The sequence below is a fragment of the Achromobacter sp. UBA4530 genome (genome assembly GCF_002388205.1).
Lineage (GTDB): Bacteria > Pseudomonadota > Gammaproteobacteria > Burkholderiales > Burkholderiaceae_B > Achromobacter > Achromobacter animicus.
Window position 1 is genome coordinate 220,799 of record NZ_DGMA01000007.1, and the last position, 22,853, is coordinate 243,651.

Sequence of the window (22,853 nt, forward strand, 5' to 3'; positions counted from 1 at the left end):
GCGCATCTTTCGATGCGCCCACTTCCTTCGCGGGGAAGAGGTCAACCGCCCAGGTACGCCTTGCGGACCTTGTCGTTGACCAGCAGGTTGGCGCCGGTGTCCTGCAGGACCACGCGGCCGTTTTCCAGCACGTAACCGCGGTCCGCCACGCCCAGCGCCTTGTTGGCATTCTGCTCGACCAGGAACACGGTCACGCCCTGCTCCCGGATCTCGCGGATGATGTCGAAGATCTGGGCGATCACCAGCGGGGCCAGGCCCAGCGTCGGTTCGTCCAGCAGCAAGAGGCGCGGCCGGGTCATCAGCGCGCGGCCGATGGCCAGCATCTGCTGTTCGCCGCCCGACATCAGGCCCGCACGCTGGCTGGCGCGTTCCTTCAGACGCGGGAACAGACCGTAGACGTGGTCAATCCCCGCCTCGATCTCGTCGCGCTTGGAAAAGAAGCCGCCCATCATCAGGTTCTCGGCGACCGTCAGGTCCTTGAACACGCGCCGCCCTTCAGGCGAAATGGCGATGCCACTGCGCATGATGTGGTGCGTGTCCTTGTTCGTGATGTCCTCGCCTTCGAACGTGATCTTGCCTTCGCGCGCCCGGGGATTGCCGCAAACGGTCATCAGCAGCGTCGTCTTGCCCGCGCCGTTGGCGCCGATCAGCGTGACGATCTCGCCCTGGTTGACGTCCACCGACACGCCGTTCAACGCCTGGATCGCGCCATAGTACGTGTGTATGTTTTCCAGCTTCAGCATCATTCCTCCCCCAGGTACGCCTTGATGACGCGCTCGTCGTTGCGCACCTGCTCGGGGGTGCCGGTCGTGATGGGCTTGCCGTGTTCCATGACCAGAATGCGGTCCGAAATGCCCATGATCAGGCTCATGTCGTGCTCGATCAGCAGCACGGCCACGCCGAATTCGCGGCGAAGCTGGTCGATGAGCGATTGCAGATCGCGCTTTTCCTGAGGATTCAGGCCGGCCGCGGGCTCGTCCAGCATCAGCAGACGCGGCTTGGTGATCATGCAGCGCGCGATCTCCAGGCGCCGCTGGTGGCCGTAAGCCAGATTGCCGGCTTCACGGTTGACGAACTCGCGCAGGCCCATGAAATCCAGCCACTGCGCCGCGCGCGACAGCGCCTCGGATTCAGATTGGCGGTAGCCGCGGGTCTTGAGCAGGCCGGGCAGCAGGCGCGATTCCACCTGCGTATGCTGCGCGACCAGCAGGTTTTCCAGCACCGTCAGCTGCTTGAACAGGCGCACGTTCTGGAACGTGCGCACCAGCCCGTGGCGCGCCACCTTGTGGCTGGCAAGACCCGTGATGGGCTTGCCGTCCATGATGATTTCACCGGCGGTCGGCGCGTAAAAGCCGCCCACGCAGTTGAACACGGTGGTCTTGCCCGCCCCGTTCGGGCCGATGATGGCAAAGACCTCGTCGGACATGACCTCGAAACCCACGCTGTCGACGGCCAGTAGGCCGCCGAACCGCATGGTCAGGCCGGAAACTTTCAGCAATGCCTCGCTCATTTAGCCAGCTCCACGTGGGGACGCTTCATGGGCAACAACCCCTGCGGACGCCACATCATCATCAATACCATCACCAGACCGAACATCAGCATCCGGTACTCGGCGAACTCGCGCGCCAGTTCGGGCAGCACGGTCAGCAGGATGGCAGCGAGGATCACACCGACTTGCGAACCCATGCCGCCCAGCACCACGATGGCCAGGATCAGCGCGGACTCGATAAACGTGAAGGACTCCGGATTCACCATGCCCTGGCGCGCCGCGAAGAACGCGCCGCCAAAGCCGGCGAACATGGCGCCGAGCGTGAACGCGGACAGCTTGATGCGGGTGGGATTCAGGCCCAGCGAACGGCAGGCGATCTCGTCTTCGCGCAGCGCCTCCCAGGCGCGGCCGACCGGCATGCGGATCAGGCGCGTGGACACGAACAGCGTCACCAGCGCAAGCAGCAGCGCCATCATGTACAGGTAGATCACCATGTCCTGGTTCTGGAACGTCAGCCCGAAGAACTCATGGAACGTGGTGCCGCCCTCGGTACTGGGACGGCGCGTCATTTCCAGGCCGAAGAACGTAGGCTTCGGAATTCCGGAAATGCCGTCCGGACCGCCGGTGACCTGGTTCAGGTTGATCAGCAGCAGGCGGATGATTTCACCGAAGCCCAGCGTCACGATGGCCAGGTAGTCGCCGCGCAGCCGCAGCACCGGAAAGCCCAGCACGAATCCGAACAGCGCCGACATCGCGCCGGCAAACGGCAGCGCTTCCCAGAAGCTCCAGCCGCCCCAGTGATAGAGCAACGCGTAGGTATAGGCGCCGACGGCGTAAAAGCCCACGAAGCCCAGATCCAGCAGCCCGGCAAAGCCCACCACGATGTTCAGGCCCAGGCCCAGCATCACGTAGATCAGCACCAGCGTGGCGATGTCCACCGAACTGCGGCCCGCGAAGAACGGCCAGATCACCGCAATGGCAAGCAGCAGCACCATCAGCGGCTTGTGGTTGCGGGCCGGCGCCGATGACAGCGTGGGCAGGCCGGTCTTGAGCTTCTTGAACGGAATGGCAAGCCACGGACGCAGCAGCTGGAACACGAACACCACCGCCGCGGCCAGCGCCACCAGCGACCAGTTCGACTCCATCGACGTGCGCGCACCCTGACGGATGAGCTGCAGACCGAAGACCGGGGTGACGATGACCGCCGTCAGCACGGCCGCCATCGTGGCGTTTTTGAGATTGTTGGTCGACATCAGACTTTTTCCACCTCAGGTTTGCCCAGCAGCCCGGTGGGACGGAACAGCAGAATCAGGACCAGCAGCGAGAACGCCACGATGTCCTTGTACTGCGACGATATGTAGGCCGCCGCAAAGGTTTCCGCCAGGCCCAGCAGCACGCCGCCCAGCATGGCGCCGGGGATGCTGCCGATGCCGCCGAGCACCGCCGCCGTGAAGGCCTTGATGCCGGCCAGGAAGCCGATGAAGGGATTGAGTTTGCCGATGGTGATGGCGATCAGCACACCGCCGACCGCCGCCAGGATCGCACCCATCACGAACGTGAACGAGATCACGCGGTTGGTGTCGATGCCCAGCAGGTTGGCCATGTGCATGTCCTGCGAGCAGGCGCGCGATGCGCGGCCCATGCGGGAATACTTGATGAACAGCGTCAGCGCGATCATCAGCACCACCGTCACCACGATGATCATCAGGCGCGAGTACGGCACCGTCACATCGAAGTCCGAGCCCATGTGGAACTGCATGGCGCCGGACACCAGCGAGGGCACGGCCATGTCGCGCGCGCCTTGGCCGAGGGCCACCCAGTTCTGCAGGAAGATCGACATACCGATGGCGGAGATCAGCGCCACCAGACGGGGGCTGCCGCGCACCGGCCGATACGCCACGCGTTCGACCGAGAAGCCGTAGATGCCGGTAACCGTGATGGCCACGAGCAGCATGGCCGCGATGATGAACGGGGTCGGCAATCCGCTGTTGGTGCCGATCGCCGTCAAGGTGACCAGGCCCACATAGGCGCCGATCATATAGATTTCGCCGTGGGCGAAATTGATCATCCCGATGATGCCGTAGACCATTGTGTAGCCGATGGCAATCAGCGCGTAGATCGCTCCCAGGGACAATCCGTTGAAGAATTGCTGGGTAAGTTGGGGTATGAGGTCGGACATGATTCCAATGCTCCAAATAGTTCCGGCTCCGGTAGTGAGACCCGGAGCCGGAAACCTGGGCGTATTTTATAAGGGCCTGCCGGCGCCGCCTTGCCGGCCGCACAGCGCTTTTGGCGCATCGCTACGCGGATTTCGGCAAGACGGAGACAGCAGGCCCTACACGCCGGCAACACGCCGGCGGGATCGCGAGTTTACAGCTGGGTCTTCTTTCCGTCCTTGTCCCACTTATAGACGGCGAACTCAAAGTCCTTCAGATCGCCCTTGGCATCGTATTCGACCTTGCCGATGCCCGTATTGAAAGTGGTCTTGTGCATGTAGTCGGCAACCTTGGCCGGATCTTCGCCGACAGCGTTGATGCTGTCCGCCAGGATCTGGACCGCGGCGTAGGCCGGCATCTGGAAGGCGCCGTCCGGATCGCGCTTGGCGTCCTTGAAGGCCTTGACGATGCTTTCGTTGCCCGGCAGCTTGGTGAAGTCGGCCGGCAGCGTGACCAGCAGGCCGTCGATGGCCGGACCGGCAATGGCCACCAGATCCTGGTTGGCCGTACCTTCCGGACCCATGAACTGGACCTTCAGGCCCTGTTCACGCGCCTGGCGCAGCAGCAGGCCCAGCTCGGGGTGGTAGCCGCCGAAGTAGACCAGGTCCACGCCCGAGGACTTCAGTTTGGTGATGATGGCCGAGTAGTCGCTGTCGCCGACGTTGATGCCTTCAAACAGCGCGACGTTGACCTTTTCCTTGGCCAGCGCGTCCTTGACCTGCGTGGCCACGCCCGAGCCGTAGGTCTGCTTGTCGTGCAGCACGGCAACCTTCTGCGGCTTCAAGGTCTTGGCGATGTAGCCGGCGGCGTACGGACCCTGCTGGTCGTCGCGGCCGATCGTGCGGAAGAAGAAGTGCGGCTTGATCGTGTCGGTGACCAGCGGCGACGTGGCGCCCGGGGTGATGCCGACGATGCCCTCTTCCTCGTAGACCTTCACAGCGGCGACCGTGACGCCCGAGCACGCATGGGCCACGGCGAACTTGGCGCCGGAGTTGACCACGCGGTTGGCGGCGGGCACGGCCTGCTTGGGTTCGCAGCCGTCGTCGATCAGGATCGGCTCGAGCTTTTTACCCTTGACGCCGCCCTTGGCGTTGATGGTCTCGATGGCGGTCAGCGCGCCGGCCTGGATCTGGTCGCCGTATTGGGTGTTGGGGCCGGTCATGGGCTGGGGAATGCCGATCTTGATCGTGTCGGCGGCGTGCGCGGCGCCAGCCAAGGCAAGTGCCCCAAGCGCCATGGCTACCGGGGTAAGGCGATTCAGAAACTTCATGCGGAGTTCTCCAGCGAGGTTTTGAGCGGCTCTGTCCAACACGGTTTATCGGGAGAGTACCCCTACGTCCGCATTGCCCGTCGCCGGCTTCTTGGGCAAAAACACGGTGTGGGCGGTATTCTGAAAGCAAGCCGTCATACTGTCACTGCGTGTAATCCCCAATATTTCACGCGGGGCTTTTATTCGTGACGGATAGGCCGCGTAGTGCCGTGAATTCGTTGGAGAAATCGCAATTCCGGCTGCGTTGTCTGCTGGCGCTTTTGCGGGATTTATGGTTGGCGATTAATACCGAGTGGATTAATACGGTGTTTAAACTCGCATTTAAATACAGTGCTTACGCGGGACTTACTACGTACCCCAGAAAGGCCTCAAAAATAATGTCCGGCGCATTAATGAAAAACGCGCGTCCTGCTGAGATCAGCATCGGACGCGCGCATTCATTACGCCGCGAAGGCGGGTTCAAGTTCGGCTAGGCGTTTGCAGGCTTTGCCAGATTCCACATCAGCGCACGGAACGGCGCCAGCATGCTGATATTGACGACCAGCTTGATCGCCAGGTCGCCCAGCATCCATGTGACCCACGGCGCCCCGGTGGCGGCGAATGCCACGCTGAAGAACACCGCCGTATCCAATATGGCGCCCAGCACGCCCGACGCCAGCGGCGCGCGCCACCAGCGCTGGTCGCGCAGGCGGTCGAACACCTGGATGTCGACGAGCTGCGCGCAGATATAAGCCAAACCCGAAGCCAGCGCGATCCGCGGCGACGCCACCCATACCGACACGGCCAAGGCGGCGGCAAAGCCAAACCACACCACACGCCGGGCGGCGGCCGGGCCGAAACGGCGGTTGAGCACGTCGGTGACCAGAAACGCCACCGGATAGGACAGCCCGCCCCATGTCAGCCAGTCATTGAGCGGCACCTGGACCAAGATGTTGGAGCCGACCACGACGGCCAGCATGCACAGCACCGATATGCCGAATTGCAGGCGGGTCATCGCAGGAAAGCGTGTGGCGGACGGCTTCATTTGACGCCCGCCCCGGCCCAACCGCGCGCCCAGGCATCGGACGCGCTGCGCGTCAACCGCGCGATGCCGCAGCGCCACTGACGTGTCCAAGCCACAACACCTTGCATGTTCCGTGTCTCGGCCGCGAACAGGCGGCCGACCAGCGTCCGGACCTCGCCCGAGTCCCCCTCGGCACCCGTCTCGCCGGCCCGCGCGGCGCGGGCATCTTCCTCGTTTATGTCAATGACATGAACGCCACTGACGGCGCATACTTTGGCACCCGCGCGCGAGGCGCGCGCAGCCATGGCGCGGGTACCGCCGATGAACGCAATCGAAAGTTCGTTTTCCATAGGCCGCGATTGTAATCGCTGCACTCCCTGCGCTAAACGGGGGACAAATGTTCGTTCGCGCCTGAAACGCGCAATTTGACAGGCGTTTGTAGTGATGTGAAAGTCACGGTTTTGTCACAAACAATTCATAAGGTGTCGTGTTTCATGCGGCCGGACAACCCGTTCGCAACACGCCCAACTGGAGAACCCTTTATGCGATCCCATCGTATTGCACTGACCTTTGCCGCCATCATGACGGCTTTCGCCGGCGCTTCCGCGCAAGCAGCCACCGAGATCCAGTTCTGGCATTCGATGGAAGGCGCCCTGGGCGACCGCGTCAACGGCCTGGTCGAGGAATTCAACAAGCAGAACCCCGACTACCAGGTCAAGGCCATCTACAAGGGCAACTACGGTGAATCCATGAACGCCGGCATCGCCGCGTTCCGCGCCGGCAACGCGCCGGACATCCTCCAGGTCTTCGAAGTCGGCACCGCGACCATGATGTACGCCAAGGGCGCCATCAAGCCGGTGCAACAGATGTCCGAAGAAGCCGGCAACCCGATCGATCCCAAGGAATTCATCGGCGCCGTGGCCGGCTACTACTCGTCGGCCGACGGCAAGCTGGTGTCGATGCCGTTCAACAGCTCGACCGTCGTCTTCTACTACAACAAGGACGCCTTCAAGAAGGCTGGCCTGGACGCCGACAATCCCCCCAAGACCTGGGAAGAACTGGCCGCCGCCGGCCAGAAGCTGAAGGCCGCTGGCCAGGAATGCGGCTACACCACGTCGTGGCCGTCGTGGACCCAGCTCGAGACCTTCTCGGCCTGGCACAACGTGCCGTACGCCACCAAGGACAACGGTTTCGGCGGCCTGGATGCGCGCATCGCCATCAACACCCCGCTGCACGTGCGTCACCTGGAAAACCTGGCCAAGCTCGGCAAGGAAGGCATCTTCATGTACGGCGGCCGCGGCGACGAGCCGAATTCGCTGTTCATCAGCGGCAAGTGCGCCATGATCACCGGTTCGTCCGGCCTGCGCGCCAACATCGCCAAGAACGCCAAGTTCGAATTCGGCACCTCGACCCTGCCCTACTACGCCGACGTGCAAGGCGCGCCGCAGAACACCATCATCGGCGGCGCTTCGCTGTGGGTCTTTGCCAACAAGAAGCCCGAAACCTACAAGGGCGTGACCGCGTTCTTCAAGTTCCTGGCCAGCCCCGAAATCGCCGCCCGCTGGCACCAGCAGACCGGCTACGTGCCCGTCACCAAGGCCGCCTACGAGCTGACCAAGAAGGAAGGCTTCTACGACAAGAACCCGGGCACCGAAGTCGGCGTCAAGCAATTGAACGTCGAAACCACCGCCCAATCGCGCGGCCTGCGTCTTGGCTTCCTGCCCCAGATCCGCGAAATCGAGGATGCTGAAATCGAACGCATCGTCTCGGGCAAGGTTGCTCCCAAGGACGGCGCCGAGAACATCGTCAAGCGCGGCAACGAGCTGCTGGAAAAGTTCGAGAAGAGTGTAAAGTAACGCCCTTTCGCGCGACTTGACCGCCGCCTTGTCAATCAGCATTTTCCATGTTGCGACAAGGACATACGAGGCTTAAAGCCCTGGTTTTTCAGGGGCTTTAAGCCTATCGTGCTTTTTATGAGTGCCGGTGCTTTCGGGCTCCGGGCGCCACGCGCGACATGCGCGCTGGCGGTTTCAGGCGGCGGTTATTTCAACCGCCGCTTTTCTGTACCTTGGGTTCCCCCTATGGAAAAACGCGTTGTATTCGGGCACAAGACCTTGCCCTATCTGCTGCTCCTGCCGCAGCTGATCATTACCGTGGTGTTCTTCTTCCTGCCCGCCGGACAAGCCATGTGGCAGTCCATGCGCCTTGAAGATCCCTTCGGTCTGTCCTCGCAGTTCGTCGGCCTGGACAACTTCATGGAACTGTTCTCGCAACAGAGCTACCTGGATTCCTTCCGCGTCACCGCCGTTTTCTCGGTGCTGGTGGCCGGCGTTGGCCTTGGCGTGTCGCTGGTGCTGGCCGTGATGGCCGACCGCGTGATCCGCGGCGCCGGGCTCTACAAGACCCTGCTCATCTGGCCGTATGCCGTGGCGCCCGCCGTCGTCGGCGTGCTGTGGCTGTTCCTGTTCTCGCCGTCGGTCGGCATCCTGGCCGTGGCCCTGCGCAAATCGGGCGTGGACTGGAATCCCCGCCTGGACGGCAACCAGGCGATGACCCTGGTGATCATCGCGGCCGTCTGGAAGCAGGTCTCGTACAACTTCCTGTTCTTCCTGGCCGGCCTGCAATCGATCCCGCGCTCGCTCATCGAAGCCGCCGCGATCGACGGCGCCAGCCCCGCGCGCCGCTTCTGGACCATCGTCTTCCCGCTGCTGTCGCCCACTACGTTCTTCCTGCTGGTGGTCAACATCATCTACGCGTTCTTCGACACCTTCGCCGTGATCGACACGACGACGCAAGGCGGTCCGGGCACGGCGACCTCGATCCTGGTCTACAAGGTGTACAGCGACGGCTTCCGCGGTCTGGACCTCGGTTCGTCCGCCGCCCAGTCCGTCGTCCTGATGTTCATTGTGGTTGCCTTGACGGTCGTACAGTTCCGGTACGTCGACCGCAAAGTGCAGTACTGATTTTGTCCGAGGCTGATAACAATGGTTGAACGCCGTCCCTGGCTGGATATTCTGGCCCACGTCATTCTGCTTTGCGGCGTGGCGATGGTGGCATTTCCGCTTTACGTCACTTTCGTCGCGTCCACCCAGACCGCGCAGGAAGTTGCTCAGGCGCCGATGTCCCTGATTCCCGGTCCGCATTTCGTGGACAACTACATGCAGGCGCTTTTTGGCGGTTCGTCAGGCGGCTCGTCGGGCGCGCCCGTCGGCCGCATGATGTACGTGAGCCTGATCATGGCGCTGGCGATTTCGATCGGCAAGATCGCGATCTCGCTGCTGTCGGCTTTTGCGGTCGTGTACTTCCGCTTTCCGGGCCGCATGTTCTTTTTCTGGATGATCTTCGTCACGCTCATGCTGCCGGTCGAAGTCCGCATCGCGCCCACCTACAAGGTCGTGGCCGATCTGGGCCTGCTCAACAGCTATGCGGGCCTGACCCTGCCGCTGATCGCGTCCGCCACGGCCACGTTCCTGTTCCGCCAGTTCTTCCTGACGGTGCCGGACGAGCTGATCGAGGCTGCGCGTATCGACGGCGCCGGTCCCGTGCGCTTCTTCTTTGACGTGCTGCTGCCCTTGTCCAAGACCAGCATCGCCGCGCTGTTCGTGATTCAGTTCATCTACGGCTGGAACCAATACCTGTGGCCCCTGCTGGTCACCACGCAGGAAGACATGTACCCCGTCGTCATCGGCATCAAGCGGATGATCAGCGGCGGCGACAGCGTGACCGAATGGAACATCACCATGGCCACCGCCATGCTCGCGATGATCCCGCCGGCGCTGGTCGTCATCCTGATGCAGAAATGGTTCGTCAAGGGTCTGGTCGACACTGAGAAGTGATCGCGCCCATCCCTCGCCTACCGAAAACGACTTCGAACACGAATATCTCATGGCTACTCTCAGCTTCCGCAACGTCAAGAAAACCTATGCCGGCAACGTGCCGGTCATCCATGGCATCGACATGGACGTCAAGGACGGTGAATTCATCGTCATCGTCGGCCCGTCAGGCTGCGGCAAATCCACGCTGATGCGCATGGTCGCCGGCCTGGAAACCGTGACCAGCGGCGACATCGTCATCGACGACAAGGTCGTCAACAACCTGGAACCCGCCGAGCGAGACATCGCCATGGTGTTCCAGAACTACGCGCTCTACCCGCATATGACCGTGTTCGAGAACATGGCCTATGGCTTGAAGATCCGCAAATTCTCCAAGGACGAGATCAAGAAGCGCGTCGACATCGCCGCGCAGATCCTGGAACTGGGTCACCTGCTGGACCGCCGTCCGCGCGCGCTTTCGGGCGGCCAGCGCCAGCGCGTCGCGATGGGCCGCGCCATCGTGCGTGAACCCAAGGTGTTCCTGTTCGACGAGCCGCTGTCCAACCTGGACGCCAAGCTGCGCGTGGCGATGCGTCTGGAAATCATGAAGCTGCATCGCCGCCTGGGCACGACCAGCCTGTACGTGACGCACGATCAGGTCGAGGCCATGACGCTGGCGCACCGCATGATCGTCATGTATCAGGGCGTTCCCGAGCAGATCGGCACCCCGATGGAAGTGTTTGAAAAGCCCGCCTCGACATTCGTCGCCGGCTTCATCGGCTCGCCCCCGATGAACCTGATGGAAGTCCAGGTCGCTGGCGACGGCACGGTGCAGACCGCCGACGGCAACCAGCTCGAGATCTCGCCGCTGCAGGTTCCCTCGCAGGTCCGCGGCCGCAAGATCATCATGGGCATGCGCCCCGAGCACATGCTGCTGAACACCCAGGGCATTCCCGCCGAAGTCGAAATGGTCGAGACGTTGGGTTCCGAGCAACTCGTGCACGCCCGCTGCGGCAAGAGCACGCTGGTCGTGCGCTGCACGACGCGCCAGCTTTCCGAGTCGTCCGCCAAGGTCGGCATGCAGGTCAACGTGGGCCCGGACGGCCGCCATCCCCTGCACTGGTTCGAGGCCGACACCGGCCGCCGCGTCCAGGGTCTGTAGACAGGCGGGGCATCAGCCCCCTGCTTTCCAAGGCGCCAAGACAAATCGGGCCGCAAGCTGATCGCTTGCGGCCCGATTCTTTTTTGCTGCGCCTGGTGCGTGTGGCCGGATGCGCTGCACCCGATCCGCGCCATTCGCGCGCGGCGAGCCTGGAGCGGCCCGCCGCACTGCGATCTACTTGTAGACGGTCTTGGAGCCGTCCTTGTGCCAGGTGAACACGTCGAACTGGAAGTTCGTCAGGTCACCCTGCTTGTTCCACGACACCTTGCCGATCGGCGTGTCGAAGGAATTGGCGTGCAGGTACTTGGCCACCTTGGTGGGATCGTCCGAGCCCGCGCCCTTGATGCCGTCCGCGATGACTTGCGTGGCCGCGTAGGCGGTCATCTGGAACGCGCCGCTGGGATTGCGCTTCTTGGCTTCGAATGCCTTGACGATGTCGGCGTTGGCGGCGTTCTGCGTGAAGTCGGCCGGCAGCGTCAGCAGCATGCCTTCGACGGCGTCGCCCGCGATGGCGTTGATGTCCGGGTTGCCCGTGCCTTCCGGACCCATCCACTTGGCCTTCACGCCCTGCTCGGCCGCCTGGCGCAGCAGCAGGCCCATCTCCGGGTGGTAGCCGCCGTAGTAGACGAAGTCCACGCCCTGGCTCTTGAGCTTGGTGATGACGGCCGAGTAGTCGCTGTCACCCGCGTTGATGCCTTCGAACACGGCAACGGCCACGCCGCCCTTTTCCAGGTCGTTCTTGACCGCGGTGGCGATGCCCTGGCCGTACGACTGCTTGTCGTGCAGCACGGCGACCTTCTTGGGCTTGATCTTGTCGAGGATGAACTTGGCGGCGGCGGGACCTTGCTGGTCATCACGGCCGATAGTGCGGAAGATGAACTCGTAGTTCTTGCCGTCGGTCAGTGCCGGCGACGTGGCCGACGGGGTCACCATGACCACGCCTTCGTTGTTGTAGATGTCGGCGGCGGCAATGGTGGCGCCCGAGCACACGTGGCCGACGACGAAACCGATCTTGCTGTTGACGACGCGGTTGGCGGCGTTGGGACCCTGCTTGGGTTCGCAGCCGTCGTCGATGACCACGGTTTCCAGCTTCTTGCCATTGATGCCACCGGCGGCGTTGATGCGCTCGACCGCGGTATCGACCCCTTCACGGACCATATCGCCATACTGCGTGACCGCGCCGGTGGTGGGGCCGACGACGCCGATCTTGATGGTCTGCGCGTGCGCGGCCGCGCCAAACGTCAAACCAGCGGCGACGCCCAGTGCTGCGATGACCGGGGTCAGACGGAAAACTGGCTTCATGAGTGGACTCCTCGAATGACTTTTAATCGTTGATCCATCAACGGGCTGACGGCCGGAAACGTAGATGTCATGCCCGTTGGCGGTGCATTTGCCCGGCAAGCATACACTGAAATTTCGCGGCTTTTGGGCCGGTTGGCGCAGGGTTTTCCGGGGTTTTTTTATTGCACCGCGGCATGATTCGCACCGCCGCCCTTATTCCGAACGCCGTATATGCAAAAGACCATTAATTCGTTTGAGTTACTAAACGGCGGCGGCATCATGTGCCGCATGAGACTCCAACCGATAATCGTCCCGGGCTGGAAAAACTCCGGCCCCGACCACTGGCAGTCCCGGTGGCAGGCCCTGTTGCCCAACGCCCGGCGCATCGAGCAGCACGACTGGGAAAATCCCCGCGCGGCCGATTGGATATCCCGTCTGACCGCCGAGGTCGACGAAGCCCGCAGCCCGGTCCTGCTCGTCGCGCACAGCCTCGGCTGCCTGATCAGCGCCGCCCTGCCCGTGCCCTTGCGCGCCAAGGTCGCCGGCGCACTGCTGGTCGCACCCGCCGACGTCGAACGCGCCGACATGCCCGATTGTCTGCGCGGCTTCGCGCCCATTTCGCGCCAGCCGCTGCCGTTCCAGAGCGTGGTGGTTGCCAGCGACAACGATCCCTATTGCACGCTGGAACGCGCGCGCGTCTTCGCGGCGGACTGGGGAAGCCGTGTCGTCGTCCTGCCCGGCGCCGGTCATATCAATGCGGAAAGCGGCCTGGATGACTGGCCGCAGGGGCTGAAACTGCTGGGCGCGCTGCGCCGCAGAGCGTCGTGGCGAATTCCGCCGCCGGCCAAACGCATTCCGCCGATTCCGGTGTATGACTTGTAGATTGATTGCGACGGACGGCGCGCCACCTTCGCGCGCCTCCTGGACGTTGCGGGACTGTGTTCGCCGGCCCCAATTTCGGCGCGCACAGCGCTCAGGTAATAGGTCGTCACATAATGCGACTTGGCGCTTCACACATTAACGAACCAATACGCGCCCGCACTGCTTGCTCAATCGCCGCTCCCGCCCCACTGTGAATCGTTTTGATCGATTTAGAGCAAATTTCGTTACAGCCCCATTGGTAAGCTGTCGCGCCTTGATAACTCGTACGCAAGAAGCGCCGTTTCGAGTTAATGCTGTGCAGGGTAATTCGCACGTACCGACACTGGTTCGGACAAATCCGACACATATAGTAAAATGGCCGCCTTATCTAAATGTTACGGCGGCTGCGACGCCCCCAACCCGCTTACATTTTGATTGAAGCGCGGAAGGCAGGGTCGCGATACCGGCAAGGCCGCCACAAAAAAACGAAAATGCAGAGCAATCTCATTACGCTTGGACGCCATCTGCGCCGAGCGCGCGCAAGCATCGTCACCCTGCCTCCCCACGCAGGCCGGAGTTGTCCGCTTATCCTGGGATCCACTGCCCGCGCCTGAACGCTGGCCCGGGCCATCCCATTCCCCCTGATCGTGTACGGCGGACACGCCGGTCATAAGTCTGATTCAGCGTGCTGAATCAGACTTCACACTCATCGCATTCAGCTCAACACCCGCCGCCTTCCGGTCGGCCCAGAAGGACTCCGCATGCGTAAGCGCGTTGCCATTATCGGACTGTCGTTCCGATTCCCCAGCACCACCAATGACAGTTATTGGCCTGCTCTGCTGGAAGGCCGCGACCTGGTTACCCGAGTCGACGAGGATCGTTGGTCTGCGGACGCCTACCTGCATCCCGCAAAGGATCATCCCGGCACCGCCTACACTTTCGCCGCCGGCTCCATCGGAGACGTCTCGGGATTCGATGCCGGATTCTTCGGCATTTCTCCGCGCGAGGCAGCGCTCATGGATCCGCAGCAGCGCCTGCTGCTGGAAATGAGCTGGGAAGCGGTGGAGCACGCCGGCGTTCCCGCATCGACACTGCGCGGTTCCGACTGTGGCGTCTACATCGGGATTGCCAGCTCGGATTACGCCTATCGCATTGCCGAAGATCTGGGCGCCGTCGACGCGTCGATGGCCACCGGCAACACCGCCAGCATCGCCGCCAATCGCCTGTCGTACTTCCTGGACTTGCGAGGCCCCAGCATTGCGATGGACACCGCATGTTCGTCGTCGCTGGTCGCCTTTCATCAGGCGTGCCGTGCCATTCAATCGGGCGAATGCAGCCAGGCGCTGGCCGGTGGCGTCAGCCTGCACCTGCATCCCTACGGATTCATTACGTTCTCCAAGGCGTCCATGCTGTCCCCGCGCGGCCGCTGCAACGTCTTCGACGCCTCGGGCGACGGCTACGTCCGTTCGGAAGGCGGCGGCATGTTTCTGCTCAAGGACTACGACCAGGCCATCGCCGACGGCGACAACATTCTGGCGGTAGTCGCGGGAACGGCCGTCAATACCGATGGCCGCAAATCTGGCCTGACCGTTCCCAGCGCCGACGCGCAAGCGGCCCTGATGCGCCAGGCCTATGAGCAGGCTGGCATCTCGCCCGCCGAAATCGACTACCTGGAAGCGCACGGCACCGGCACGGCAGTCGGTGACCCGATCGAAACCCGCGCCATCGGGTTGGCCCTGGCCCAGCAACGGAGCAAGGACGCACCGCTGCCGATCGGCTCCGTGAAAAGCAATCTCGGCCACCTGGAGGCCGCCTCCGGCGTCGCCGGGCTGGTCAAGGCGCTGTACGTGCTGCGCCACCGCGAGGTGCCCGCCACCATCGGTATCAAGACGCTCAATCCCAGGATCGAGTTCCAGGATTGGAATTTGGACGTCGTCACCCAGAACCGCAAGCTGCGGCCTGCCGGCAAACTGATCGTCGGCGTGAACTCGTTCGGCTTCGGCGGCGCCAATGCCCACGTGATCCTGGAAAGCGCCCCGCCGCGCGGCGCGGCCACCGAAGGGAAGATGGCCAAGACGGCCCCGATCCCGGTCGTGGTGTCGGGCAAATCCGTCCCCGCGTTGCGCGCCGCGGCCGCCGACATGGCAGAGGCCCTGCGCGGCCAGCCAGCCAAGTTCCTCTACAACGCGGCTTACCACGCCGCTATGCGCCGCGATTGGCACAACGAGCGCGCCGTGGTGTTCGGCACGCAGTGCAACGCCGTGGCTGACGTGCTCCAGCAGTTCGCAGAAAGCGGAGAGGCCAACGCCCACGTCGTTGCTGGCAGCGTTGTACCGGAGGCCAGCGGCCCGGTGCTGGTGTATTCGGGCAACGGTTCGCAATGGACCAACATGGGGCGTCGGCTGCTGGCCGATCCCGTATTCGCCACCGCCGTCGATGAAGTGGACGCGCTCTTCTCCGCATACGCCGATTTCTCGCTGCGCAAGGAACTGGCCGGCGAGAACGGATCCAACCGCTACGAACGCACCGAAGTCGCCCAACCCGCCTTGTTCGCGCTTCAGGTGGGCATCACCCGCATGCTGGCGCAGCGCGGCGTCGTGCCGTGCGCCGTCATCGGCCATAGCGTCGGCGAAGTCGCTGCCGCGTGGGCGTGTGGCGCGCTGATCCTGGCCGACGCCGTCCACGTCATCTTCCAGCGCAGCCGCCTGCAAGGTCAGACCCGGGGACTCGGCCGCATGACGGCTGTGGGCATCAGCGGCGAGGAAGCCCTGGCGCTGATCGCCCAGCACAACCTGGGCGCAAGCGTCTGCGTCGCCGGCTTCAACAGCAGCCGTGGCGCCACCTTGGCCGGTTCGCCGGATGCGCTTGGCGTACTGGAAGCCGCGCTGGCCGCGCAATCCCTGTTCCATCGTCGCCTGGATCTGGACTACGCCTTTCACAGCCCGGCCATGGACAGCATCGAAGCCGGCATCCGCGAATCGCTGGCAGACATTCAACCGCGCGCGGGCGAAGTGCCCTTCTATTCCACCGTTACCGGCACGCTGCTGGACGGCGCGGAACTCAACGCTGGCTACTGGTGGCGCAACGTGCGCGAGGCCGTGCGCTTCGAACAAGCCGCGAATGTCCTGGCCGCCGAAGGCCGCAACGTCTACGTCGAAGTCGGCCCGCACCCGGTCCTGCGGTCCTACTTGAACGACACGCTCAAGACTGCCGACATGCAGGGCCGTGTCCTCAGCACCGCCACGCGCGGCGGCGACGATCCGGAAAAGATCTGGAACGCTGCCGGCCAAGTCATTGTCAGCGGCGGCCAACTGGACCTGCAGTCGCTCTTTCCGTGGGTTGGCCCGTTCGTCGACCTGCCGACCTATCACTGGCAACGCGAGCGCCATTGGCACCCGGTCACCTCGGAATCCCTGGGCCAGCTCGCGCGACGCCTGGCGCACCCGCTGCTGGGTTACGCCATGCCGCAGCATGAGCACAGCTGGGAAAACCAGCTCGACACGCAATCTCATCCCGCGCTGGCTGACCACGTCGTCGGCGACGCGGTCGTTTTCCCTGGCACCGGTTTTGCGGAGATCGCCCTTGCCGCCGCGCTGCGGTGGCAAGCCGGCAGCGCAGACTGCGCCGAACTCGAAGATCTGGAAATCCACGCCCCGCTGCTGCTCAACGCCGCGCCCAGCAAATTGCTGCGGCTGCATCTCGACGACAGCGACGGCCGTTTCCGCATCAACGCGAAGGACACCGGCAGCACGGAACCGTGGGTCAGGCACGCCAGTGGCCGCCTGCTGCGCGAACCGCGCCTGACGCGCCTGACGCAGGCTGAACTGACGCTACCCGATCGCGCGCCCGACTTTACGGGCGACAGCCATACTGCGCTGACTTGCGCCGTGGGGCTGGATTACGGCCCGGCTTTCCGCGCCGTCAGCCACGGCTGGATCGAATCCGGGACCAGTGCGCTCGCCGTGCTTGAACCCGACGCCTCCCTCGCCGCGGAACTGGACACCACGCACCTGCACCCGGCGCTGCTCGACTGCACCTTCCAGCTCATCATCCAGCTGCTGCGGAACGACCCCGCGATGGGCCTGGGCATCGCCTACGTGCCGTCCAAGATCGGCCGTCTGAGCCTGCGCGCCAACGCCGGCCAGCCCGCCGCTGCACGCGTGCGGCTGGAACGCCGCGCCCCGCATTCGCTCACCGCGAGTTTCGAGATCTACAACGCGGAAGGCGTGCAGATCGCCGCCGTCGAACAGGCGCGCTTTCGCAGCATCCGCCTGCGCAAGGCGGCAGCCGACCACCTCAGCTTCCTTGACACGGTCGCCATCCCGCGCCCACACGCGCCGTTCGGCGCCAATCCGGTCAGCCACGAAGGCCTTCGCGCCGCGCTCGCAGGCGCCGTTGCCGAATGCAAGGCTGGCGGGGCGCATGCGCGCTACGCGGACGAAGTCGACCCGCTGCTGGAAAGCCTGTGCGACAGCTTCGCGGTGGACGCGCTGCGCGTCATCGCTCCCGATGGCAAGCATGTGCCGCAGGCGCTGATCACCGAACTAGGCCGTCACGCGCCGGAATCCGCGCCGCTGCTGCAGAACGTCATCGGCCGGCTGACGTCGGCTGGTCACATCGACGTGCGGGCCTCGGGCATCGACCTGCCTGCCGATGACGGCGAAGGCGCCGCTTCAGACATCTGGAACACGCTGCTGCGCGAATATCCTGACTACGCGCAAATCGTCCACGCGGTCGGACGCGTCGGCTTGCACCTGCCTGCCCTGCTGCGTGGCGAAGCGGCCGTCGATCAGATCTGCCCGCGCGCCACCACCCCTGCCACCATCCTGCGCAGCCTCCTGGGAGCCGCCAGCGGTCAACGCCTGGGACTCGCGCTGCGCGCCGTGCTCGAACAGGCGCTGGCGGCACGCCTGCCTGGCCAGCGCCTTGCCGTCATGGAGGTCGGCCAGTCCGCGCCGCTGTTCAACTTCAGTTGCTGCGACGCGCTCGACTTCAATGTGGCCGATTACTGCTTTGCTTCGACCGATGCCGACATGCTGGACCACGTCGGCCACCAGCAATCCGAGCGCTATCCCAACGCCCGCATCGAGCGCATCGCCAAGGATGGCGATGCCGCCGTTGCGCGTTGCGACCTGGTTATCTTCCACTGCGACTTCGACACGCTTGACGCCGCCCGCGCTGCACTCAAGCACGCCCGCGCCAGCCTGCGGGCGGGCGGTGAGCTGGTGTTCTGCGGCGCCCATCCTGCCACGTGGGCGGACTTCGTTTTCGGCGGCCACCCCCAGTGGTGGCAGGCCAGCGAACAAGGCGAACAGCTTTCCACGCAGCAACCCGCCCGCTTCTGGCAAGAAGAGCTGCTGGCGCTCGGCCTGCAATGCGATGCGCCGCTGGGGTTCACGGATTCGCTCGCGACCGGCGCCTACCTGCTGACCGCCCGCCTCGACGCCGCCCTGGCCGCCGCCCCGCCGCAACCTTCGGCCACCACGCCTGCGCGCTGGCTGATTCTGGCCGACCGGAACCCCGAGCATGGCGCTTTCCTGGCGCAGTCCCTGGAAGCCAGCCTCAGAGCAGCCGGCCATCAGGTCCGCCTTGTGACCGACGCTGCGCCTGATGCCCTCGACGCCCTGCTTCCCGGCGACGCGTCCGTGCCGGTGGCACACATCGTGCACCTGGCCGGCCTCGCCTGGGCGGACGCGCACGAAACGCCCGACGAACTGCTTGCCAAGCAGACGCGCCGCTGCGCGATGGCGGCCGCCACCATCCAGGCGTGCGAGCGCACGCAGGTGCCTGCCACCGTCTGGCTCATCACGGCGGATGCCGCGCAGTACCTGCGCCAGGCGCCGCAAGCCGCTGGCATGCACGCGCTGAACGACGCCTCGCTGTGGGGCTACGGTCGCACGCTGGCCAATGAGGCGTCGAACTACCGCATCCGCATGGTCGACGTGCCGCTGGCCCAGGCCGGCCAGATGGCCGACGCCCTGGCGCGGGAATTGACGTCCGTGGATGATGAGGACGAAATCCTCCTCGCGCCGGATGGCGAACGCTACGTGCCGCGCCTGCGACTCGCCGCGCGTCCGGCTCCGCAAACGGCACAAGACGCCGACGCGCAAGCCGTGCGCCTGGGTTTCGAATTTCCGGGTCAGCTGCGCAACCTGCGCTGGGAATCGTGCCCCGCGCCGGCCCCGACCGGCGACGAGCTCGAAGTACGCATCGAAGCCACCGGCCTGAACTTCCGCGACGTCATGTACGCGCTGGGTCTGCTGTCCGACGAAGCGATCGAGAACGGCTTTGCCGGCCCTACCCTGGGCCTCGAATTCTCCGGTACGGTCACCCGCGTCGGACCCGATGCCTCGGGCTACAGCGTCGGCGACGCTGTGGTGGGCTTCGGACCCGCCAGCTTTGGCGACCGCGTGCTGACCCGTCCCAGCGCCATCTCGCACATTCCCGACGGCTTCTCGTTCGAGGCCGCCGCCACCATTCCCAGCACCTTCTTCACGGTTTACTACGCGCTGCAGCACCTGGCGCGCCTCGAAGAAGGCGAGAAGATCCTGATTCACGGCGCCGCGGGCGGGGTCGGCATCGCGGCCATCCAGTTCGCCCAATGCCTGGGCGCCGAGATCTACGCCACCGCCGGCTCCGACGAGAAACGCGACCTCCTGCGCCTGCTGGGCGTGCGTCACATCTACGACTCGCGCTCCCTGTCCTACGCCGACGAGATCCTGGCCGACACCGGCGGACGCGGCGTGGATGTCGTTTTGAACTCCCTGGCCGGCGAAGCCATCAACCGCAACCTGCGCGTGCTCAAGCCGTTTGGCCGCTTCCTTGAACTGGGCAAACGCGATTTCTACGAGAACACGCGCATCGGGCTGCGTCCGTTCCGCAACAACATCAGCTACTTCGGCATCGACGCCGACCAACTGATGAACGAGCGGCCCGACCTCACGCAGCGGCTGTTCGGCGAGATGATGGCTCTGTTCCGCCAGGGCGCACTGCACCCGCTGCCCTACACCGTCTTCGACGCCAACGACATCGTCGACGCGTTCCGCTACATGCAGCAGGCGCGACAGATCGGCAAGATCGTCGTCACCTACCGCAACGGCATCAGCGGGGTGCATCATCCTGTTGCGCCGCCCACCGACGGCTTGGCACTGCCGGCCGACGCCACGTATCTCGTCACGGGCGGACTGGGCGGATTCGGCTTGCGAACCGCGCAGTGGCTGGCCGAGCGCGGCGCACGCAACCTCGTCCTGATCAGCCGCAGCGGCCCCGCCAGCGAAACCGCCCAGGCGGGCATCGCGGCATTCGAAGCCCAGGGCGTACGCGTCCACGCCGCCGCCTGCGACGTCACCGACCGGGCCGCGCTGGCCAGCCTGCTGCAGGAAACCGCAGCCACGCTTCCGCCGCTCAAGGGCGTGGTCCACGCCGCAGTGGTTATCGACGATGGCCTCGCCCGCAGCGCCACGCCCGAACAGATCCAACGCACCCTAGCCGCCAAAGTGCTGGGCGCCCAGCACCTGCACGACCTCACGCGTGCTCTGCCCCTGGACCTGTTCATCTTCTACTCGTCGGCCACCACCCTGTTCGGCAACCCGGGGCAGAGCAACTACGTTGCCGCCAACGCCTGGCTCGAACGCCTGGCCGCGCAGCGCCGCGCCGAAGGCCTGCCCGCCACCTGCGTGCGCTGGGGCGCCATCGACGATGTCGGCTTCCTGGCCCGCAACGAGAAAATCAAGGACGCCCTCCAGAGCCGGATGGGCGGCGGCGCCCTCGCGTCCCACGTCGCGCTGGACGCGCTGGAGGCCATGCTGGTGTCCGACGCATCCGGACTGGGCGTGCTGGAACTGGACTGGCGCGCATTGAGCCGCTTCCTTCCTTCGGCCGGACTGCCCAAGTTCTCGGACATCGCCCGCCGCAGCGCCGATGCGGGCGAGGACGACGGCAGCGCGGACGACATCGCGCAATTGCTTGCGACGCTCGACGACGAGGCCCTGCACGAACGCTTCACCGAGATGCTCAAGGCAGAGATCGGGGAAATCCTGCGCGTCGCGCCCGACAAGATCGAAGCCACCCGGTCGGTCTATGACCTGGGCCTCGATTCGCTGATGGGCGTGGAACTGGTGGTCGCGCTGGAGAACCGCTTCGGCATCCGCCTGCCGGTCATGGCGCTGAGCGAAAGCCCCACCCCGGCCAAACTCGCCGAGAAGCTCGTGCTCCTCTTGCGCGACGAACACGACGCCGACGCTGCAGACGCCGTCACCGTCAGCGTGCAACAGGTGGTCGCGAGCCACGCCGCGGAGGTTACTTCCAGCTCGGTCACGGAGTTCGTCGATGAGATCAAACTCAGCGGAAGCCTTTCCAAGCAACGCATGATCCAGTAGGACTGAAGTGAGCACCGTAAAGAAGCTGCCCGGCCTTGCCGCCGGCATCAAGGACAGACTCATCCAGCAGGCGCTGGAGCGCAAGCTTCGCCAGGCGGCCGAGCCCGGCGCGCACGCGCTTGCGCGTCCCGCCGAAAAGAAAGCCGAGATCCCTGAGGAACACTATCGGTTCCACCTGCATCCCGGCTATCAGCAACTGCGCATCATCAACGATGGCGCCAGTCGCCTGGGCGTGAAGAACCCCTTCTTCAAACTGCACGAAGGCACCGCCGGCGCGCGCACGCAGATCGATGGCAACGGCTACATCAACTATGCCAGCTACAACTACCTGAACATGTCCGGCGACCCGGCCGTGATCGCCGCAGCCAAGGCCGCCCTCGATCGCTACGGCACGTCGGTATCCGCCAGCCGCCTGGTCTCGGGCGAACGCCCCGTGCACCGCGAACTGGAAGCCGAGCTGGCGGCGCTTTACGGCGTGGACGACGCGATCACCTTCGTCAGCGGCCACGCCACCAACGTTTCCACGATCGGCTACCTCTTCGGCCCGCGTGACCTAGTCCTGCATGACGAACTGATCCACAACAGCGTCCTGCAAGGCATCCAGCTGTCAGGCGCCCGCCGCCTGCCCTTCCGCCACAACGACTGGGAAGCGCTCGACGCCATCCTGCGCGATCAACGGCACCAGTTCGAACGCGTGCTGATCGTGCTGGAAGGCATCTACAGCATGGACGGGGATTACCCCGACCTGCCTCGTTTCGTTGAAGTCAAACAACGCCATCGCGCCTTCCTGATGGTGGACGAAGCGCATTCGCTCGGCGTAATGGGCGCGCGTGGCTACGGCATCCGTGAGCATTTCGGAATGGACGGCAAGGACGTCGACATCTGGATGGGGACGCTGAGCAAGACGCTGGCTGGCTGCGGCGGGTATATCGCCGGTGAAACGGCGCTGGTTGAGCATTTGAAGTTCTTGGCGCCGGGGTTTTTGTATAGCGTGGGGATGCCGCCGACGGTGGCTGCGGCGTCACTGGCGGCGTTGCGGCGGATGAAGGAACTGCCGGATCGCGTTGCAACGCTGCAGGCGCGGGGGAAGTTTTTTCTGGAGCAGGCGAAGGCGGCGGGGATTGATACCGGAACGAGTACCGGGTTGGCGGTGGTGCCGGCGATTACGGGGAGTTCGTTGAAGGCGACGCGAGTGTCGGCTGCGTTGTTCAAGCTGGGAATTAACGTCCAGCCGATCCTATATCCCGCCGTACCTGAGAAGGCGGCGAGGTTGAGGTTCTTTATCTCCTGCACCCATTCTGAATCCGAAATTCAAAGAACAGTGCAAGCGCTCGCGCAATCGCATTGATCCCCGACTCGTCATCTCACTCAACTGCGTTTT

17 protein-coding genes are annotated in these 22,853 nt (G+C 64.3%); 8 read left to right on the forward strand and 9 right to left on the reverse strand.

All coding sequences use genetic code 11. The features are described from left to right. Positions 1-41 precede the first annotated feature (41 nt). The 5 genes from B2W22_RS05335 to B2W22_RS05355 form a co-directional block, all read right to left on the reverse strand. Positions 42-743 carry an ABC transporter ATP-binding protein gene (locus tag B2W22_RS05335; protein WP_175122001.1) on the reverse strand — a complete coding sequence of 234 codons (702 nt, stop codon included), beginning with the start codon at positions 741-743 and terminating at the stop codon, positions 42-44. After that, a complete protein-coding gene (gene livG, locus B2W22_RS05340) occupies positions 743-1,510 on the reverse strand; it encodes a high-affinity branched-chain amino acid ABC transporter ATP-binding protein LivG (protein WP_286936514.1) in 768 nt (255 codons plus the stop codon). The genes B2W22_RS05335 and livG overlap by 1 nt, the downstream gene beginning before the upstream one ends. Further along, positions 1,507-2,742: a high-affinity branched-chain amino acid ABC transporter permease LivM gene (locus tag B2W22_RS05345; protein ID WP_175121626.1), complete on the reverse strand. Its 1,236-nt coding sequence runs from the start codon at positions 2,740-2,742 to the stop codon at positions 1,507-1,509. Before B2W22_RS05345 ends, livG begins: the two co-directional genes overlap by 4 nt. Then, positions 2,742-3,668, reverse strand: coding sequence for a high-affinity branched-chain amino acid ABC transporter permease LivH (gene livH, locus B2W22_RS05350; protein ID WP_175121627.1), 927 nt, complete (start codon positions 3,666-3,668; stop codon positions 2,742-2,744). The genes B2W22_RS05345 and livH overlap by 1 nt, the downstream gene beginning before the upstream one ends. A gap of 191 nt (positions 3,669-3,859) precedes the next feature. After that, positions 3,860-4,975, reverse strand: coding sequence for a high-affinity branched-chain amino acid ABC transporter substrate-binding protein (locus tag B2W22_RS05355; RefSeq protein ID WP_105238831.1), 1,116 nt, complete (start codon positions 4,973-4,975; stop codon positions 3,860-3,862). A gap of 209 nt (positions 4,976-5,184) precedes the next feature. Between B2W22_RS05355 and B2W22_RS05360 the strand changes: the two genes are divergently transcribed. Beyond that, on the forward strand, positions 5,185-5,448 hold the full coding sequence (locus tag B2W22_RS05360) for a hypothetical protein (protein WP_286936517.1): 264 nt from the start codon (positions 5,185-5,187) through the stop codon (positions 5,446-5,448). Here the strand turns inward: B2W22_RS05360 and B2W22_RS05365 are convergent. Continuing rightward, on the reverse strand, positions 5,445-5,999 hold the full coding sequence (locus B2W22_RS05365; protein ID WP_286936518.1) for a queuosine precursor transporter: 555 nt from the start codon (positions 5,997-5,999) through the stop codon (positions 5,445-5,447). The two genes, B2W22_RS05360 and B2W22_RS05365, sit on opposite strands and share 4 nt — an antisense overlap. Further along, positions 5,996-6,328 (reverse strand): hypothetical protein, encoded by a 333-nt coding sequence (locus B2W22_RS05370; protein ID WP_286936520.1) that lies wholly within the window; start codon positions 6,326-6,328, stop codon positions 5,996-5,998. The genes B2W22_RS05365 and B2W22_RS05370 overlap by 4 nt, the downstream gene beginning before the upstream one ends. A 192-nt stretch (positions 6,329-6,520) precedes the next feature. Here B2W22_RS05370 and ugpB point away from each other — a divergent pair, with 192 nt between their 5' ends. The 4 genes from ugpB (at position 6,521) to B2W22_RS05390 (ending at position 10,952) form a co-directional block, all read left to right on the forward strand. Continuing rightward, entirely contained in the window at positions 6,521-7,834 is a 1,314-nt protein-coding gene (gene ugpB, locus B2W22_RS05375; RefSeq protein ID WP_175121629.1) for a sn-glycerol-3-phosphate ABC transporter substrate-binding protein UgpB, read from the forward strand. A 225-nt stretch (positions 7,835-8,059) separates the two neighbouring features. Continuing rightward, the gene (ugpA, locus tag B2W22_RS05380; RefSeq protein ID WP_175121630.1) at positions 8,060-8,941 is read left to right on the forward strand and encodes a sn-glycerol-3-phosphate ABC transporter permease UgpA; all 882 of its coding nucleotides are present in this window, start codon (positions 8,060-8,062) and stop codon (positions 8,939-8,941) included. A 21-nt stretch (positions 8,942-8,962) separates the two neighbouring features. Next, a complete protein-coding gene (gene ugpE, locus B2W22_RS05385) occupies positions 8,963-9,814 on the forward strand; it encodes a sn-glycerol-3-phosphate ABC transporter permease UgpE (RefSeq protein ID WP_175121631.1) in 852 nt (283 codons plus the stop codon). Positions 9,815-9,863: 49 nt separating this feature from the next. Further along, positions 9,864-10,952 carry a sn-glycerol-3-phosphate import ATP-binding protein UgpC gene (locus B2W22_RS05390; protein ID WP_175121632.1) on the forward strand — a complete coding sequence of 363 codons (1,089 nt, stop codon included), beginning with the start codon at positions 9,864-9,866 and terminating at the stop codon, positions 10,950-10,952. A gap of 174 nt (positions 10,953-11,126) precedes the next feature. Here B2W22_RS05390 and B2W22_RS05395 read toward each other — a convergent pair whose 3' ends face one another. Beyond that, positions 11,127-12,254, reverse strand: coding sequence for a branched-chain amino acid ABC transporter substrate-binding protein (locus tag B2W22_RS05395; protein WP_175136576.1), 1,128 nt, complete (start codon positions 12,252-12,254; stop codon positions 11,127-11,129). A 267-nt stretch (positions 12,255-12,521) separates the two neighbouring features. Here B2W22_RS05395 and B2W22_RS05400 point away from each other — a divergent pair, with 267 nt between their 5' ends. Together B2W22_RS05400 and B2W22_RS05405 are read left to right on the forward strand one after the other, a co-directional pair. Beyond that, on the forward strand, positions 12,522-13,115 hold the full coding sequence (locus B2W22_RS05400) for an RBBP9/YdeN family alpha/beta hydrolase (RefSeq protein WP_175185334.1): 594 nt from the start codon (positions 12,522-12,524) through the stop codon (positions 13,113-13,115). 740 nt (positions 13,116-13,855) lie between these two features. Then, positions 13,856-21,472, forward strand: coding sequence for a type I polyketide synthase (locus B2W22_RS05405; RefSeq protein ID WP_286936524.1), 7,617 nt, complete (start codon positions 13,856-13,858; stop codon positions 21,470-21,472). Here B2W22_RS05405 and B2W22_RS05410 read toward each other — a convergent pair. Continuing rightward, positions 21,435-21,731 (reverse strand): hypothetical protein, encoded by a 297-nt coding sequence (locus tag B2W22_RS05410; protein WP_286936526.1) that lies wholly within the window; start codon positions 21,729-21,731, stop codon positions 21,435-21,437. The two genes, B2W22_RS05405 and B2W22_RS05410, sit on opposite strands and share 38 nt — an antisense overlap. Between B2W22_RS05410 and B2W22_RS05415 the strand changes: the two genes are divergently transcribed. Then, complete coding sequence (locus B2W22_RS05415; RefSeq protein ID WP_286936528.1) at positions 21,705-22,820, forward strand: aminotransferase class I/II-fold pyridoxal phosphate-dependent enzyme; 1,116 nt, start codon at positions 21,705-21,707, stop codon at positions 22,818-22,820. The two genes, B2W22_RS05410 and B2W22_RS05415, sit on opposite strands and share 27 nt — an antisense overlap. Positions 22,821-22,853: the final 33 nt, after the last annotated feature.

Bases quoted from the DNA above. Each gene is read 5' to 3' on its own strand.
- B2W22_RS05370 (WP_286936520.1), bottom strand. From the start codon at position 6,328: ATGGAAAACGAACTTTCGATTGCGTTCATCGGCGGTACCCGCGCCATG.
- ugpE (WP_175121631.1), top strand. From the start codon at position 8,963: ATGGTTGAACGCCGTCCCTGGCTGGATATTCTGGCCCACGTCATTCTG.
- livH (WP_175121627.1), bottom strand. From the start codon at position 3,668: ATGTCCGACCTCATACCCCAACTTACCCAGCAATTCTTCAACGGATTG.
- B2W22_RS05390 (WP_175121632.1), top strand. From the start codon at position 9,864: ATGGCTACTCTCAGCTTCCGCAACGTCAAGAAAACCTATGCCGGCAAC.
- B2W22_RS05405 (WP_286936524.1), top strand. From the start codon at position 13,856: ATGCGTAAGCGCGTTGCCATTATCGGACTGTCGTTCCGATTCCCCAGC.
- B2W22_RS05335 (WP_175122001.1), bottom strand. From the start codon at position 743: ATGCTGAAGCTGGAAAACATACACACGTACTATGGCGCGATCCAGGCG.
- B2W22_RS05365 (WP_286936518.1), bottom strand. From the start codon at position 5,999: ATGAAGCCGTCCGCCACACGCTTTCCTGCGATGACCCGCCTGCAATTC.
- B2W22_RS05395 (WP_175136576.1), bottom strand. From the start codon at position 12,254: ATGAAGCCAGTTTTCCGTCTGACCCCGGTCATCGCAGCACTGGGCGTC.
- B2W22_RS05400 (WP_175185334.1), top strand. From the start codon at position 12,522: ATGAGACTCCAACCGATAATCGTCCCGGGCTGGAAAAACTCCGGCCCC.
- livG (WP_286936514.1), bottom strand. From the start codon at position 1,510: ATGAGCGAGGCATTGCTGAAAGTTTCCGGCCTGACCATGCGGTTCGGC.
- B2W22_RS05355 (WP_105238831.1), bottom strand. From the start codon at position 4,975: ATGAAGTTTCTGAATCGCCTTACCCCGGTAGCCATGGCGCTTGGGGCA.
- B2W22_RS05345 (WP_175121626.1), bottom strand. From the start codon at position 2,742: ATGTCGACCAACAATCTCAAAAACGCCACGATGGCGGCCGTGCTGACG.
- ugpA (WP_175121630.1), top strand. From the start codon at position 8,060: ATGGAAAAACGCGTTGTATTCGGGCACAAGACCTTGCCCTATCTGCTG.
- ugpB (WP_175121629.1), top strand. From the start codon at position 6,521: ATGCGATCCCATCGTATTGCACTGACCTTTGCCGCCATCATGACGGCT.